The sequence below is a fragment of the Streptomyces nanhaiensis genome (genome assembly GCF_046614825.1).
Classification (GTDB): Bacteria; Actinomycetota; Actinomycetes; order Streptomycetales; family Streptomycetaceae; genus Streptomyces; species Streptomyces radiopugnans.
In genome coordinates this window covers 1-15,205 of the sequence record NZ_JBKJFM010000147.1, presented here as the reverse complement: position 1 = coordinate 15,205, position 15,205 = coordinate 1, and the positions used below count along the sequence as shown (strand labels likewise).

At 76.2% G+C, this 15,205-nt stretch carries 13 protein-coding genes; 1 reads left to right on the top strand and 12 read right to left on the bottom strand.

Annotated elements, in window-relative coordinates:
- Positions 1-282: 282 nt before the first annotated feature.
- The 11 genes from ACLIYP_RS24735 to ACLIYP_RS24685 all read right to left on the bottom strand — a co-directional run bounded on the left by ACLIYP_RS24735 (position 283) and on the right by ACLIYP_RS24685 (position 13,293).
- Positions 283-687, bottom strand: a complete 405-nt coding sequence (locus tag ACLIYP_RS24735) for a globin (RefSeq protein WP_093655645.1) — start codon at positions 685-687, stop codon at positions 283-285.
- A 73-nt stretch (positions 688-760) separates the two neighbouring features.
- On the bottom strand, positions 761-1,831 hold the full coding sequence (locus ACLIYP_RS24730) for an ABC transporter permease (protein WP_412715320.1): 1,071 nt from the start codon (positions 1,829-1,831) through the stop codon (positions 761-763).
- Complete coding sequence (locus ACLIYP_RS24725) at positions 1,828-2,556, bottom strand: ABC transporter ATP-binding protein (RefSeq protein ID WP_412715319.1); 729 nt, start codon at positions 2,554-2,556, stop codon at positions 1,828-1,830. The genes ACLIYP_RS24730 and ACLIYP_RS24725 overlap by 4 nt, the downstream gene beginning before the upstream one ends.
- Positions 2,557-2,706: 150 nt before the next feature.
- On the bottom strand, positions 2,707-3,951 hold the full coding sequence (locus ACLIYP_RS24720) for an FHA domain-containing protein (RefSeq protein ID WP_412715318.1): 1,245 nt from the start codon (positions 3,949-3,951) through the stop codon (positions 2,707-2,709).
- Positions 3,952-4,564: 613 nt separating this feature from the next.
- Positions 4,565-5,896 (bottom strand): PP2C family protein-serine/threonine phosphatase, encoded by a 1,332-nt coding sequence (locus tag ACLIYP_RS24715; RefSeq protein ID WP_412715317.1) that lies wholly within the window; start codon positions 5,894-5,896, stop codon positions 4,565-4,567.
- Between the two features lie 113 nt (positions 5,897-6,009).
- A complete protein-coding gene (locus ACLIYP_RS24710) occupies positions 6,010-6,165 on the bottom strand; it encodes a hypothetical protein (RefSeq protein WP_412715316.1) in 156 nt (51 codons plus the stop codon).
- Positions 6,166-6,429: 264 nt separating this feature from the next.
- Positions 6,430-7,767 carry a hypothetical protein gene (locus ACLIYP_RS24705; RefSeq protein ID WP_412715315.1) on the bottom strand — a complete coding sequence of 446 codons (1,338 nt, stop codon included), beginning with the start codon at positions 7,765-7,767 and terminating at the stop codon, positions 6,430-6,432.
- A 557-nt stretch (positions 7,768-8,324) separates the two neighbouring features.
- Positions 8,325-9,344, bottom strand: coding sequence for an N-acetylglucosamine kinase (locus ACLIYP_RS24700; protein WP_412715314.1), 1,020 nt, complete (start codon positions 9,342-9,344; stop codon positions 8,325-8,327).
- Positions 9,335-10,639 carry a family 4 glycosyl hydrolase gene (locus tag ACLIYP_RS24695; RefSeq protein ID WP_412715313.1) on the bottom strand — a complete coding sequence of 435 codons (1,305 nt, stop codon included), beginning with the start codon at positions 10,637-10,639 and terminating at the stop codon, positions 9,335-9,337. Before ACLIYP_RS24695 ends, ACLIYP_RS24700 begins: the two co-directional genes overlap by 10 nt.
- Before the next feature lie 71 nt (positions 10,640-10,710).
- Positions 10,711-11,988, bottom strand: a complete 1,278-nt coding sequence (locus ACLIYP_RS24690) for an ROK family transcriptional regulator (protein WP_412715312.1) — start codon at positions 11,986-11,988, stop codon at positions 10,711-10,713.
- Between the two features lie 168 nt (positions 11,989-12,156).
- Complete coding sequence (locus ACLIYP_RS24685) at positions 12,157-13,293, bottom strand: mechanosensitive ion channel family protein (RefSeq protein WP_412715311.1); 1,137 nt, start codon at positions 13,291-13,293, stop codon at positions 12,157-12,159.
- Positions 13,294-13,475: 182 nt separating this feature from the next.
- Between ACLIYP_RS24685 and ACLIYP_RS24680 the strand changes: the two genes are divergently transcribed.
- Positions 13,476-14,021, top strand: coding sequence for an HNH endonuclease (locus ACLIYP_RS24680; RefSeq protein WP_093654387.1), 546 nt, complete (start codon positions 13,476-13,478; stop codon positions 14,019-14,021).
- 82 nt (positions 14,022-14,103) lie between these two features.
- Here ACLIYP_RS24680 and ACLIYP_RS24675 read toward each other — a convergent pair.
- Positions 14,104-15,205, bottom strand: a 1,102-nt coding sequence (locus ACLIYP_RS24675; protein ID WP_412715310.1) for a discoidin domain-containing protein, incomplete at its 5' end; no start/stop codon positions are given.

The window sequence follows — 15,205 nt, the reverse complement described above, 5'->3', positions numbered from 1 at the left end:
CCTGGCGGCCGGCCCGCAGGGGCCGCCGCCCGTGGTGGGCGGGCGGGACGGCGCCGGCACGGTGGCCGTGCTGGCCGCCGGCTCCTGGCTGCGGCTGCGCACCCCGTACGGCTCCGTCGCCGTGCGCGGCGCCGGAAGGGGCGGGCAGGGGCTGAGCGTCACCCCGCTGTGAGTACGCCGTCCGTGGACGGCACCGGCGGAGCCCCGGCCCGGTAAAGGGGCCGGGGCTCCGGTGCGTGCGGATGTGTGTGCGGGTGTGTGGGTGTGCGCGGTGCGAAGGGGTCAGTCCGGGGTGTTGACCATCGAGGCGGCCGCGTAGACCAGGTAGTCCCACAGCTGCCGCTCCTGCTCGGGGGCCAGGCCGAGTTCGTCCACGGCGTCGCGCATGTGCCGCAGCCAGGCGTCGTGGGCGGCGCGGTCGACCCTGAAGGGCACGTGCCGCATGCGCAGCCGGGGGTGTCCGCGCTGCTCGCTGTACGTCCGGGGCCCGCCCCAGTACTGCATCAGGAACAGCGCCAGCCGCTCCTCGGCCGGACCGAGGTCCTCCTCCGGGTACATCGGCCGCAGCAGCGGGTCCCCGGCGACACCCTCGTAGAACCGGCGCACCAGCCGCCGGAACGTCTCCTCGCCCCCGACCTGCTCGAAGAAGGTCTGCGTCTGCACGTCGCCACGCGGAATCTCCATCACGCCCCCCATGGTCGCAGATGCCCGGCGCGGGACTTCCGGGTTCCGGCCGGACCCCGGGGGGCGGTGGGCCTCCTCAGGCGTCGTCCCAGCGGAACAGCCGGGCGGCCACGGCCGTCAGGACCGCCGCGAACAGCAGCAGCCCGCCCATCACGGGCAGTGCCGCGCCCCAGGACTGGCCGCGGGAGACGACGTCCTGCATCGCCTCGTTCAGATACGTCAGCGGGAAGACGCCGGAGACCGTCTGGATCCAGGGCGGCGCCATCTCCAGCGGGAAGAAGGCGCCGGAGAGGAAGGCCATCGGCAGGATGACGACCTGGGCCGCCCCGTTCGCCGCCTCCTCCGTCTTCGCCCAGGCGCCGACGACCAGCCCGATGGACATGAAGGCCAGTGTGCCGCACACCACCAGCGGCACGGCCAGCCACCAGTCGCCGCTCAGCTCCAGGCCGTAGTACGGGAGGGAGGCGACGCCGAGGAAGACCGCGGTCTGGACGAGGGCCAGCGCCACGCTCACCCCGACGCGGGCCGCGATGACCGTGCCCGCGCTCACCGGGGCCAGCCACAGCCGCCGCAGGATGCGCTTCTTGCGCCAGTTGACCAGGGTGAACGCGGATCCGAAGACCGCGCCCATCGCCACCGCCCAGCCGAGCAGGCCCGGAGTGAGGAACTGGATCGCCTTCAGCGACTCGTCCTCCACCTGGCGGGTGGTCAGCGCGTAGGCGGGCGGCTGCCCGGTCGCGGCGATGTTGGCCTGCTGGACGACCGAGTCGACCAGTGCCCGCGCGTTGCCCGCCCGGACCTGGTCGGCGGCCGAGTAGCGCAGCCGCACCTCGTCGCCCTCCTGCCAGACGACGGCGTCCACGTCGCCCGCGCGGACCTTCTCCAGCGCCTCGTCCCGGTCGTCGGACCGCCTGATCTCCAGGACCTCCGCCAGCCCCTCGCGCGCGTCGCGCGGCAGGGAGTCGAAGACCTCGACCCGGCCGACCTGGACGATCTCCGCCCGTGCCGTCGCGTCGTTCTTGAACAGCGCGCCGAACAGCACCAGGAACATCAGCGGGAAGACCAGCATGAAGAAGGCGGCCGTGCGGTCCCTCAGCAGGCCGAGGGCCATGGCCCCGGACAGGCTGGTGAAGGCCTTGGCGCTCACTGGCGGTACTCCCGTCCGGTCAGCTGGAGGAAGACGTCCTCCAGGGAGGCGGCGCCCAGTTCCCCGATCAGCTCGGAGGGGGCACCCACGCGCAGCACACGGCCGTGGTCCATCACCGCGACCCGGTCGCACAGCGTCTCGGCCTCGTCCATGTAGTGCGTGGTGAGCACCACGGTGCGGCCCTCGTCGTTGATGGCGCGCAGCAGGTCCCACAGGTTGCGGCGGGCCTGCGGGTCGAGGCCGGTGGTCGGCTCGTCCAGGAACACCAGTTCCGGGTCGTGGACCAGCGCGCAGGCTATGGACAGCCGCTGGGCCTGGCCTCCGGAGAGCTTGTTCTCACGGGTGCCGGCCTTCTCGGTCAGGCCGACGGTCTCCAGCATCGCGTCGGCGCGCTCGGCGGAGACGCCGTAAAGAGAGGCGAAGGTGCGGATCTGCTCGCGGGCGGTCAGCTTCTCGAAGAACGCCGAGGCCTGGAGCTGGACGCCCATGCGGCGCAGCAGCCCCGGGTTGCGGGGGAAGGGGGACTCGCCGAGCAGCCGGACCGTCCCCTCGTCCGGTCTGCGCAGGCCCTCGGTTATCTCCAGGGTGGTGGTCTTGCCCGCGCCGTTCGGTCCGAGGATGCCGTAGAACTCGCCGCGTTCGACGGTGAGGGACACCCCGTCGACGGCCTGTACGTCCCCGTACCGCTTGCGCAGTCCCTCGACTGTGATCGCGGCAGTGGTCATGAGGCGGAGGCTAGTGCCGGAACATCACCTTCCGGTATCCGCTGCGGTCCCGGTCGCCTCCCGCCCGCGGACGAGGGCCCGTTCCGGGCTCCGGTGGTGGAGCCCGGAACGGGGACGGGTGCCGGGTACGGGAGACGGGGACGCCGGGGGTCAGCCCCGGCGGAGTGTGATCGTGGTCCACGCGCCGACGTGCACCCGGTCGCCCTCCTGGAGCGGGACGGGGACGAACGGCTGGATCGGGTCCTCGGCGCCGTTGATGGTGGTGCCGTTGGTGGAGTCCTGGTCGACCACGGACCAGCTCCCGTCGGGCTGCTGCACCAGCACCGCGTGCTGGTGCGAGACCCCCGGGTCCTCCGGAGAGCGGCCCAGGTCGATGTCGGGCGACTCGCCGGTGGAGTGGCGGCGGCGGCCGATGGTGACCTGGGGGCCGCTGAGCTGGACGTGCTGCTCGGCGGTGTAGGCGGGCATGTTGAGCCCGGCCGCCTCGGGGCCGCTGCGCCGCATCATCGCGGTGAAGTACTCGTGGTCGGGCCCGACCGTCACCGCCCAGCTCGCGGGCTGCTGCTGGGGCGGCGGCCCCTGCTGCTGCGGAGGCTGGTGGGCCTGGTGGGACTGCTGCTGCGGAGGCTGCTGGGGGTAGCCGTAGCCGGGCTGTCCGTAGTCGGGCTGTCCGTGCTGGGGCTGCCCGTGCTGCGGCTGGGTGTGCGGGGGCTGCCCGTGCTGGGCGGGCTGCTGCTGTCCGCCGTGCGAGGGCGGCGGGAGCGTCCAGTCGTCACCGCCGCCTCCCTGCGGCTGCTGGGGCGGTTGCGGGGGCTGGGGAGCCGGAGGCTGCTGGGGGTAGCCGTAGCCGGGCTGCTGACCGTAGTCGGACCGGCCGTAGTCGGGCTGTCCGTAGTCGGGCTGTCCGTGCTGGGGCTGCCCGTGCTGCGGCTGGGCGTGCGGAGGCGGCCCCTGGTGCTGGGGAGGGGCCATGGGCTGCTGGTGCTGCGGAGGCTGCTGTTGCGGCGGGGCGGGTGGAGGCGGCGGACCGGGCGGGCCCTGCGCCTGGAAGCCGGGCGGCAGGTTCAGCCCGTTCATGCCGCCGCCGGGCATCTGCGACGGCGGGGCGGGCGGGGGCGGCGGGCTGTAGGCGGCGGGGGAGTGCGTGAGAAAGCTGTACCGGCACTCCTCGCAGACCGGGGACTGTCCCTCACGGGGGGTGCGGCACTGGGGGCACAGCTCGCCCCGCGCCGCGGGGTCGCCCCCGGGACCGGGGTAGCCGTAGCCGCCCCGGCCGGGCATCGGGGGCGGCGGGACGGCGCCGGCGGGCACACCCGGAGCGGAGGCCATGCGGTGGCCGCACACCTCGCACCAGTCGTCGGCCGCCGACTGATGGCCGTTCGGGCAAGTCGGCATGTCGGTCCTTCCCCCTCCGTGCGGCTCCGTGTCGCGTCGCTCGGTCGTTCGCTTCTCCGCGCACCCCGGCTTCCGGGCCGCGCGTCCGGTGGTCCGGTCGGCCTCGAAGGACCACCGCCGTCAGCGGAACAGTACCGGGCGCGGGGCCGGTCACGCCCACTGCCTTCTCCACCGCTTCCGGCACGCGACCGCCCGCCGGCGCATCCGTCCACCGCCCGGAGCGGTCCGGGAAGGAGGATGGCGCGGGGGCGCGCCGGAGGGAGGCGCGAAGGGCTCCGCCTACGCGTCCTTCGGCGCGCCCGGCCCCGTTCTTGCCCGGCCGCGACCCCTGTGACCTGCGCTCCGGCCGCCTGGCGGCGGAGGCGGAACCGGCCGGGCGCGGCCGGCGGACCGCCCCCCGCGCCGCTGCCGCCGGGTGCCGCGGGACGGTGCGCCGGCCGGAGCGGAGGGGCGGCCCGGTGATCTGCGTCACCTCCGGCGCCGCCTGCGGCCGCCCCTTCCGGCGGCACCGGCCGTCGGCCGAGAGGCACCCGTTCCGGTTGCCGCCCGCGGCGGGGCGCGGTACGCCCGATCCGGCGAATACGCGGTCCAGGCTCCGGACGGGCGGCGGGCGTCAGCCGGTCACGGCCCGGCCGGAGCCGGACGGCGCGGGGAACGGGAGCACCGCCACCGTCACGTTGTCGTGTCCGCCGCCGTCCAGCGCGTGCCCCACCAGATGACGGGCGGAGCGCATCGGGTGGGTGCGGGCGTCGGCCGGGACGACCGCGGCCATCTCCTCGGCGGACTCGGCGTAGTTCCACAGCCCGTCGGTGCACACCACCACCACGCCCGGCCGGTCCGGGGCGAACGAGGCGGTGTGCGGGTCGATCTCGTAGGCGTCCGCGCCCAGCCACCCGGTGATGGCGTGCGCCCGGGCGTCCGCGTACGCCTCGGCCTCCTCCATCAGGCCCGCCGCCACCATCTGGGCGGCCCAGGAGTCGTCCTCGGTGAGGCGGGCGGGCGCGGTGGAGCGGTCCTCGGGGACCCAGTAGGCGCGGCTGTCGCCGATCCAGCCGACGGTGAGGAGGTCCGCGGCGACCACCGCGCCGACGATGGTGCAGGCCGGGGCGTTCTCCACCGGGTCGCGTGGCTCCGGGGCCAGGGCGTTGACGGCCTCGGAGGCGGCCACCAGGGCGTCGTGCATCGCCTGCCGGGGGTCGGCGCCGCGCGGCAGGGACAGCCGCATCGACGCGCACGCGGCCTCGGCCGCGGCGGCGGACGCCTCGTCAGGGCGGGTCGCCGACGACACCCCGTCGCAGACGACGGCGATCACGGCCGGGGAGCCGTCCGGCAGGGCGGAGGCCGAGACGGCGAAGGAGTCCTCGTTGCGGTGGTGGCGCAGCCCCCGGTCGCTGACCGCCGCCACCCCCTCCGTCTCCTCCTCCATGTGGTCGCGTTCGCGCGGCTGGGCGTGGCCGCAGTGCTCGCAGCGGCTCTCGGCGTCGACGGCGCCCGTGCCGCAGGCGACGCACCGCTCATCCCCGCCGCCGGCCGGGAGCGGGCTCTCACGCGGGTCCGGCGCCGACGGGCCGGTCTGCCCCGCTTCCCCGGTCTGCCCCGCTTCCCCGGCCCACGCGGCGGCGGGCGCGGGCGGCACCGACGGAGGCGGCGGCACCTGCGGGGCGGGGGGCGGCAGGAGGAAGTCCGACCCGTTCTGCACGGCGCCCCGCACCGGGTCCGGTACGGCGGGCGGGACCGCCGGCGGCACGGGTGGCACGGGTGGCACGGGCGGTGCCGGCGGCACGGGCGGTGCTGCCGGGGGCGGCGGGACGGGGGACGGGGCCGAGGGCTGCCGGCCGCCCGTTCCGGCCGCCGGATCGGGGCCGCACGCGCCGCGGTGGAGATCACCGTCCTCCAGCGGCTCCTGGCACCGGGGGCAGAGGGAGGGGCGGTCGGGCTGCGGCATGGTCAACGGGTTCCTTCAATGACGTCCCGGCCTCCGGGCCGGGGTGGGGACGCCTCCCGTTCGCGGGAGGGAGTCGGACTTCTGCGGGCAGGACGGGGATGGGCGAACCGTCTTCAGCGCGGTTCGCGGCCGGTCCCGGCGGCGCGTTCGGCCTCCGGGCGGTGGACGGTCTCGGAGCCGGGGGACCTGCGGGCGGATCCGGCCCGCCCGGCCTGCCGTTCGTCGAGGCCGCCGGGAGGGCGGAGCGTGATGCGTGTCGTCTCGTCCATGGCTCCGGGTCGGGGTCGGGATCGGGGTCGTCGCGGTGTTCCGGAAGCGGTGGGAGGACGCCGTGGTGACACCGGAGGTGCCGCGGAGCGCGGGGCACGGCTCCTGCGCCATCGGCGCCCGGCCGCTTCCGGGGACCGGGCGCGTACCCGGTCCCCGGCACACCGCCGGGTGTCCCGGTGGTCAAGCGTTCCCGGCGCAGCACGTCCAAACCCGCCCTCCGCAGCCGCGCCGGCCGGTGCGCCGCAGGCCGGAAGGCCCGCGGTTCACCGCAACTCCCCTTCTCCACACGCCGGTTCGCCACCGACCGGTCCGCCGTCCGCCGGTCCGCAGGGCGGCACCAGTACCTCCAGCGCCGCCTCCCGGTAGCGCAGCACCGCCTGCTCGGCCGCCCGCAGGTCGCACGGGGCGCTCCACAGCAGCCGCCGGGCGGCGTCGTACCGCTCCGCCAGCAGCGGATCGTCCGCCATCCCGCGCCGCGCCACCCGCGCGCGGTAGGCGTCCAGCCGGCCGCGCAGCTCCGCCCGCACCGCCAGCGGCGCGGTCACGGCGGTCAGCGAGGCGCGGGCCCGCTCCAGCTCCTCGTCGGCGCGCTCCTCCAGACTCTCCAGCAGCGGCGACAGCCGGTGCCAGCGGGCGTGCCGCCGGTGCTCTGCGGCCGTCGCGAGCTGCTCGTACAGGGCGGTGGGCGGCCCGCTCACCGCGGGCACCTCCACCGCCGCGATCTTCGCCAGCACCTCGCCGCGCGCCGTCCGGGCCTCGGCCAGGGTGCGGTCGGCCCGCGACAGCACGTCGCGCAGCCGCATCAGCCGCTGCTCGGCGTCCTGCCGCACCTGGAGCACGGCGTCGATCTCGCGCCGGACGTCCTCCAGCGCGCGGGCCGCGCGGTCGTACCGGACGGTGTCGGGGCGCCCGCCGCCGGGGGCCGAACTCCCGCCCGCCGGCACCCAGAAGGCCAGCGGGTCGGCGACCACCTCGGCACGCAGCGCGGTCAGCTCCGCGGTGGCGCGTTCCAGGTCGTCGCCCGCCGGGTGCTCCCCAGGGCGCACGCCCACGGAGTGCGCCAGGGAGCGGATGCGCTGGAGCTCGGCGGAGAGCATGTCTATCCGGGCGGGCAGCGCCGACCACACGGAGTCGGCGGCGGCGACGGTGTCGAGGGCCCGGGCGTACCAGCCGTTCATCCGGGCCACCAGCTCGGCCAGGGTGATCCGCTCGACGGAACCGGAACCGGAACCGGAACCGGAGCCGTCGGCGGAGGGGACGGAGACCACCGGGCCGCGCAGTCGCGCGGTCAGTTCGGCGAGGTCCTCCGGCGCCGGCCAGCGGCTCCTGCCGCGCAGTTCGCGCGCGGAGTCCAGCGCCGCCGTGAAGGCGTCGAAGTAGGTCCACAGCAGCGAGACGGCCTCCTCGGTCCTGGCCCACCGCTCCTTGGTAGCCCCGGTCAGTTCGGCGCCCTCCAGCAGCCTTCGCCCCGCGTGGTCCTGGAGCGCGTACAGGGAGGTCTCCACCGCCTCGTGCTCCGCGCCGAACCGCGCCAGGGCACGGTCCACCTCCTCCCGGGCCATCACCGGTCCGCCCGGTTCGGCAGCCCCGTCGTCCCCCATCGGTCACCTCGCCGCTCGTGTCGTCTTCGCGTCCGTGTTCGCGTCCGTGCTCGCGCCCGGCGTCCGCTCGGTCCCGGTGGGCCGGGGCCGGGAGCGCCGGATCCTCTGCTCCCATCTTGTCGGCCGGACACCGCCCGTGTACGGCCATCCGCGGACTGCCCAGCCCACTGAGGCGATACTCCTCCGGCGTCTTGTTGACGCGGATCACCGGAGCCCCGTCCCCTCCCGCCCCCGTTTCCGTCCCCCGGGGCCCGTCGCGACGCCGCGCGGTCCGGACGGCAGGGCGCGAGGACCCGGGCGCGAACACGGACGGGGCGGGCGGCAGGGGACTGCGGGGAGGGACGGCCGGCGGGTGTGCCAATGTTCGGGACCCCCCCTCGGCCGCCGGCGAACAGGGCCCGCGCCCCCGTGCGTCGGGGGCCGAGGAGCCCGGTCAGCAGTATGACGGCCGAGAGCCGTTACGGCACCGTTCCGGCGGGATCTCGTTCGGATCGCGATCTCTGCCGGACGCGCGGTCTCCGGCGCGCGATCCACGGCGTGCGTGCACCCGGCGCGTCTCAGGCGCGCGGGGCGTGGCCGCCGTAGTGGGCGCGCAGCCGGGCGTACGGGGCGGGGCCGGTCCCCAGCCGGTCCAGGGCCAGCAGGGCGGCGCCGAGGACCGGGGGAGCGGTGACCACGTGGACGCCGGCCAGCGGGGCGCGTTCGGCCAGCAGGGCCAGCAGACGGTCGTGCAGGAGCGGATGCCGGGCGGCCGCGACACCGCCGCCCAGCACCACCGGCGCCGGGGTCCCCAGCAGGTCCAGCCGTTCCAGCGCCACCGCGGCCATCACCGCGATCTCCTCGGCCTGCCGGTGGACCAGGGAGCGGGCCACGGCGTCGCCCCCGGCGGCCACCGCGAAGAGGACGGGTACCAGCTCGTGCCTGCGCCCGCCCGGCAGATCGCCCAGGTGGAACGCCTCGATCAGCGCGTACATGCTGGGCAGCCCGAAGTGCGCGGGCAGCGCCCGGGCCAGCTCGGTGTCCCCGCCCCGGCCGTCCTCGGCACGGGCGGCGTGCCACAGGGCCTCCTCCGCCAGCCCTCCGCCGCCGCCCCAGTCCCCGGAGAGGCGGCCGACGGCGGGGAAGCGGTGGACGCGGCCGTCGGCGGCGACGCCGGCGCAGTTCACGCCCGCACCGCACACGACGGCGACCCCGTGCCGGGGTGGCCCGCCGTCGGGCAGGCCCGCGCGCAGGAGCGCGAAGGTGTCGTTGGCCACGCGGGTGGCGCGCCCCCAGCCGAGGGCGCCGATCCGCTCCGCCAACTCCCGTTCCTCACGCGGCAGGTCGGCGTTGGCCAGACAGGCCGACACATGCTCGGCCAGGGGGATTCCCGGCCGCGCGTCCAGGCCCGCGTTCCGCGCCGCCCGGGCCACCGTCCGCGCCAGCGACGCGACGGCCGCCCCGGCCCCGACCGCCGGAGGCCGGAAGCCGCCGCCGCGCGCCGAGCCCAGCACCGTCCCGTCCGCCGAGACCAGCGCCACGTCGGTCTTGCTGTTGCCCGCGTCGACGGCCAGCACGGCGGCGGGGGTCAGGCCCATGCGAGGTACTCCCGGTTGTGCGCGAGCAGACGGTCCGTCAGCTCCTCGGCGAGGGCGTACCGGCCGATCAGGGGGTGGGCCAGCAGCGCGGCGAACACCCGGTCCCGGCCGCCGCGCAGGGCTGCGTCCAGCGCCAGGTGCTCGTACGCCGTCACGGCCGAGATCAGGCCGGTGTGGAGCGGGTCCAGCGGCGGTACGGGCAGCGGCTCCGCGCCCGCCGGGGAGACCGCGGCCGGGACCTCGACCACCGCGTCGTCGGGGAGGAAGTGCAGGGTGCCGTCGTTGCGGACGTTCACCACCTGCGCGCCCCCGCCCGCGCCGCCAGTGCCGTCCGTACCGCCCGCGCCGCCCGTGCCGCCGCCGAGCAGGGCCGCGGCCAGGGCGACGGCCGCCTCGGAGTAGTAGGCGCCGCCGCGCTTGGCCAGCAGCTCGGGCTTGGTGTCCAGCGCCGGGTCGGCGTACATCTCCAGCAGCCCGCGCTCCATCGCGGCGACCTCCGCGGCCCGCGGGGGCCGTTCGCGCATCTCGGCCACGACCTCGTCGTGGGTGTAGAAGTAGCGCAGGTAGTACGAGGGCACGGCGCCCAGCCGGTGCAGGAGGGGCTCGGGCAGCCGCAGGTCGGCGGCGATCGCCGCGCCGTGCCGGGCCAGCAGCCCGGGCAGCACGTCCCGCCCCCGCGGCCCGCCCAGGCGCACCCCGAGCTCCCAGGTGAGGTGGTTGAGCCCGACGTGGTCGAGGTGGACCTCCCCCGGCTCCACCTCCAGCAGCGCGGCGAACTTACGCTGGAGCCCGATCGCCACGTTGCACAGGCCCACCGCCCGGTGGCCCTCGTTCAGCAGCGCACGGGTGACGATGCCGACCGGGTTGGTGAAGTCGATGATCCACGCGGCGGGGTTGGCTCGGCGCACCCGCTCGGCGATGTCCAGGACGACCGGGACGGTGCGCAGCGCCTTGGCCAGTCCGCCCGCTCCCGTGGTCTCCTGCCCGACGCAGCCGCACTCCAGCGGCCACGTCTCGTCCCGTTCGCGGGCCGCCTGGCCGCCCACGCGCAGCTGGAGCAGCACGGCGTCGGCGTCCGCGACGGCCGCGTCCAGGTCGCCGGTGGTGGTGACGGCGGCCGGGTGGCCGGCGCGGGCGAGCATACGGCGGGCGAGGCCGCCCACCAGTTCCAGCCGGTCCGCGGCGGGGTCGGCCAGGACCAGCTCGGTGACCGGGAGGGCGTCTCGCAACCGGGCGAAGCCGTCGACGAGTTCGGGGGTGTAGGTGGATCCGCCGCCCACCACTGCGAGTTTCACGGGACTGCCTCCTGGGGCCTCGGGAGCGGGGTGTCGGGTACGGGGCGCGGGGGTGCCGGTTCTGCGGGGTGTCAGCGGGAGGTGTCGAACACCTCGTCGCGGGTGGTGGCCAGGGCGCTCTCCAGCGCGCCGTTCAGCACGGGGTCCCCGGTGACGGCCCCGAGGACCAACCGCGGCCTGGGAGCCGCCAGTTCGGCCAGCTCCCGCTGGACCAGCGCGCGCAGCGCCTCGCCGCCCGCGGCGAGCACGCCGCCGGACAGCACGATCAGCTCCGGGTCCAGGACGGCGACCAGCGCGGCCAGCCCGGTCGCGAGCCCGGTGGCGGTACGCCGCAGCAGCTCGCCGTACGGGCCGCCGCCGTCCTGTCCGCCGCCGTCCTGTCCGGTCCCCGCGCCGGCCCGCTCCACCGCGCGGGCGAGCAGCTCCGCCGCCGCATCGCCGTCCCGGCCGGAGGGGGGCTCGACGCCCAGCTCGCGCGCCGTCCGCAGCAGTGCCTGCGCGCCGGCCAGTTCCTGGAACCCGCCCCTGTTGGCACGGGCCACCTGCCGGACCAGCGGGGCGCCGGGGACGGGCAGGAAGCCGACCTCGCCCGCGCCGCCGGTCCAGCCGCGGTGCAGCCGCCCGCCCAGCACCAGCGCGGCGCCCAGGCCCTGCTCGTTCCAGAGCAGGACGAAGTCGTCGTGCCCCCGGGCGGCGCCCAGGCGCTGCTCGGCGACGGCGGCGAGGTTGACGTCGTTGTCGTACTCCAGCGGCATCGGCAGCGCGGCGGCCAGCTCCTCCAGCAGGCCGGGGGAGTGCCAGCCGGGCAGGTGGGAGGCGTAGCGCAGCCGTCCGGTGCGCGGGTCGAAGGCGCCGGGAGTGCCGATGACGACGCGGTGCAGCGCGGACCGGGTGAGCCCGGCCGCCTCGGCGGCCCCGTCCACGGCGGCCACGACCTGCCGTACGACCGGCTCGGTGCTCTGCCGTCCGGACGCCTCTGACGGTCCCGGAGCCCCGGAGCGCCCCGGCGCGGGCAGCTCGAAGGAGCCGACGGTGCGGCCGGTGATGTCGGCGACCGCGGCGCGGATCCGGGTGGCGGTGACGTCGAGCCCGGCCACGTGCGCCGCGGCCGGATCGAGCGAGTAGAGCTGGGCGTTCGGCCCCGGGCGGCCCCGGCTGGCGCCGGTGACCCGGACCAGGCCCGCGGCCTCCAGACGGGCCAGGAGCTGGGAGGCGGTCGGTTTGGACAGCCCGGTCAGCCTGCCGATGCGGCTGCGCGAGAGCGAGCCGTGCGCGAGCAGCAGTTCGAGGGCGGCGCGGTCGTTCATCGCGCGCAGCACCCGGGGCGTCCCCGGAGTGGTCCCGGCCATGGGCCCCGCCCTTCCATGGACTGTAAGGAAGGTTTCCTGTCCTGTCGCCGGGACACTAGGGCCCGCCTCCGGCCCACGTCAACGGACGTGGGCCGGAGGCGGGCTCCCGGGCCGTTCGCGACCGCCCGCCGCGCTCCGCGACCGCCCGCCGCGCTCCGCGACCGTGCCCTACGGCCGGGGTCCGCCGGCACCCCCGGCCCGCCCGAGGCCCCCCGGCTCCTTCACCAAACCCCTGGCCGGATCCTTCAGGGCGTCCTTGGCCGGGTCCACCGCGTCCTTCACCGCCCCCGGCCCCTTCTCCAACCCCTTCGCGGGTCCCTTCTCCAGCCGGGTCCGCCCGTGCCCCGGCGTGCCCGGCTCCCCCTCCAGCCTCCGCAGGGCCGCCAGCGACTCCTCGTCCACCATCGGGATGCCCCGCGCGTCCAGCGCCCGCTTGATCCGCCAGCGCAGCTCGCGCTCCACCGGCAGCGCCTTGCCCGGCATCGTCTTGGCCGAGACGCGGACGACCATGGTGTCCAGCGTCACCGAGTTCAGGCCCAGCACCTCCACCGGCGCCCACAGGACCTCGTCCCACGGCGCGGAGGTCGACATCTCCTCGCCGGCCGAGGCGATCGCCGAGCGGACCTCCTCCACGTCCTCCTCGGAGCGGACCTCCACGTCCAGGGCGGCCGTCGCCCAGCCCTGGCTCAGGTTGCCGACCCGCTTGATCTCGCCGTTGCGCACGTACCAGATCTCGCCGTCGTCGCCGCGCAGCTTGGTCACCCGCAGCCCGATCTCCAGGACGGTGCCGGTGGCCTCGCCGGCGTCGATGCGGTCGCCGACCCCGTACTGGTCCTCCAGCAGCACGAACATCCCGCTCAGCACGTCCGTGACCAGGTTGCGGGCGCCGAAGCCGATCGCCACGCCCGCCACACCGGCGCTGGCCAGCAGCGGGGCCAGGTCGATGCCGAGTGTGGACAGCACGATCAGCAGCGCCGTCCCCATGATCACGAATGTGGTGACGCTGCGCAGCACCGAGCCGATGGCCTCCGTGCGCTGGCGCCGCCGCTCGGCGTTGACCAGCAGACCGCGCAGCGCGTTGCCGCTGGCCTCGGCCTCGGCGTTGCGGTTCATCCGGGCGATCAGCCGTGTGATGGCCCGTCTGACCACCGAGCGCAGTACGACGGCGATGACCAGGATCAGGGCGATGCGCAGGCCGATGGCGAGCCAGGTCCCCCAGTTCTCCTCTATCCAGCCGGCGGCGTTCGTGGCGGTCTCGTGCGCCTCGTCTACGGAATCCACCCACAACACACTAACGGGGGACACCCCGTCGAACAGGCCGCATCACCCGGGGTAGCGGCGGCACCAGGCGGGGGAGGAACAGCGTGTGGTCGAAAACACGCTCAGCGCGTTACGCGATCGTGGTGGCGCCGCCACCGGGGCGCGGGACACACTGGGGGAGATCGTCCCGGCGCGAGCCACGCGCCGCCGACGTACAAGGAGGCACCGTGCCGCACGTCCTGGTCCTCAACGCGTCGTACGAGCCGCTCGGCGTCGTACCGCTCCGCCGCGCGCTCATCCTCGTCCTCAACGGCAAGGCGATCAGCCTGGAGGACTCCGGCGCCCTCATGCACAGCGCGACCCAGGCCATACCCGCCCCCAGCGTCGTCCGTCTCAAACGCTTCGTGCGTGTGCCCTTCCGGGGCACGGTGCCGCTCACCCGCCGCGCCCTGTTCGCCCGTGACGGCGGCAGGTGCGCGTACTGCGGCGGCGTCGCGACCAGCGTCGACCACGTCGTCCCGCGCAGCCGCGGCGGGCAGCACTCCTGGGAGAACGTCGTGGCGGCCTGCCGCCGCTGCAACCACGTCAAGGCCGACCGCCACGTCTCGGAGCTGGGCTGGCGGCTGCGCCACCAGCCGGCCCCGCCGAGCGGTCTGGCCTGGCGGATCATCGGCACGGGGCACCGGGACCCGCGCTGGCTGCCGTATCTGCGCCCCTACGGCGCGGACGACGCCCTCGCCCGGATCGAAGGCAGAACGACTACACCCGCCTGAGGCCCGGCTTCCTCCGTACGGGGCCGGTGACGGCCCCGTATCCGGTGCGCCCGCCCCTCCCGGCCCTGGTCCCGCCCGGCTCCTAGTCCCGTTCCCCCTCCTCCGGCTCCCGCACGGCGTAGGCCTCCACCGACCACAGCGAGACACCGAAGCGGGTCGCCCGCTCGTCGGCCACCACCCGCACGTAGCGGGTGCCGGCGGGCGCGTCCATCCGCACCGTCTCCCGGCCGCCCCGCCCGTCGCGGACGGTCGCGGCCGTGCTCCACTCCCTGCCGTCGGCGGAGACCTGGACGCGGTAGCGGGAGGCGTACGCGTCCTGCCAGTGCAGCCGCACCTCGCCGATCCGGGCCGGGCGGTCCAGCTCCACCCGCAGCCACTGGCCGTCCTCCGGCGGGGAGGACCAGCGGGTCTCCGGATCGCCGTCGGTGGCCGCCGAGGCGGGGAAGTCCTCGGTCTCGTCGGCCGAGGAGGCCGTCCGCGCGCCCCGGGCCAGGTCCGGCCCGCCGGTGGGCGGATAGGCGCGCACCGTCAGCGTCCGCCGCAGGCTCTCGCCCCCGGCGGCGAGGGTGACCGGGATCCGGTACGTGCCCGGCCGCACGTCCTTCCCGGCGCTGATCTCGATCTCCGGGGTCGCCGTCACACCGCGCTGGAGCGTGACCCGGCGCGGGGCCCGCACCGTGAACCCCTGCGGCGCCCGCACGGTCAGCCGGCCGCGCACGTCGGTGGGCCGGTGGCCGGTCAGCCGGGCCCCGACGGCGGCGGGCTCGCCGCCGATGACGGCGTTGGCCTCCTCGCGGGAGAGCTCCAGCCCGGCGCCGGGCGAGTCCGAGTACCAGGGCGTCAGCTCGTGGATCACCGGCGCCTTCGAGCCGTCCTGCCAGGCCAGCCGTACGGCGTCCGCCCGCAGGCCGCCGGTCTCCACCTCCGTCCAGCCCCGGTCGGAGAGCGTGCCGAGCCGCCTCCAGCCCTCGCCCGGCACGTGCGCCTCGACGGCGGCGCGGGTGTCCGCGCCCGGCTCGGACTGGACGGTGACGGCCGCCAGGGAGCGCGCCCGGGGCAGCCGCAGCACCAGCTCGTCACCGCTGCCGCCGCTGCCGTCGTCCCCCTCGCCGCCCTCCGCGCCGGGCCTCGGTTCCTCGGCGGCGCGGAAGGCCGTGGCGGGGTCGCCGTCGACGGCGTGCTCC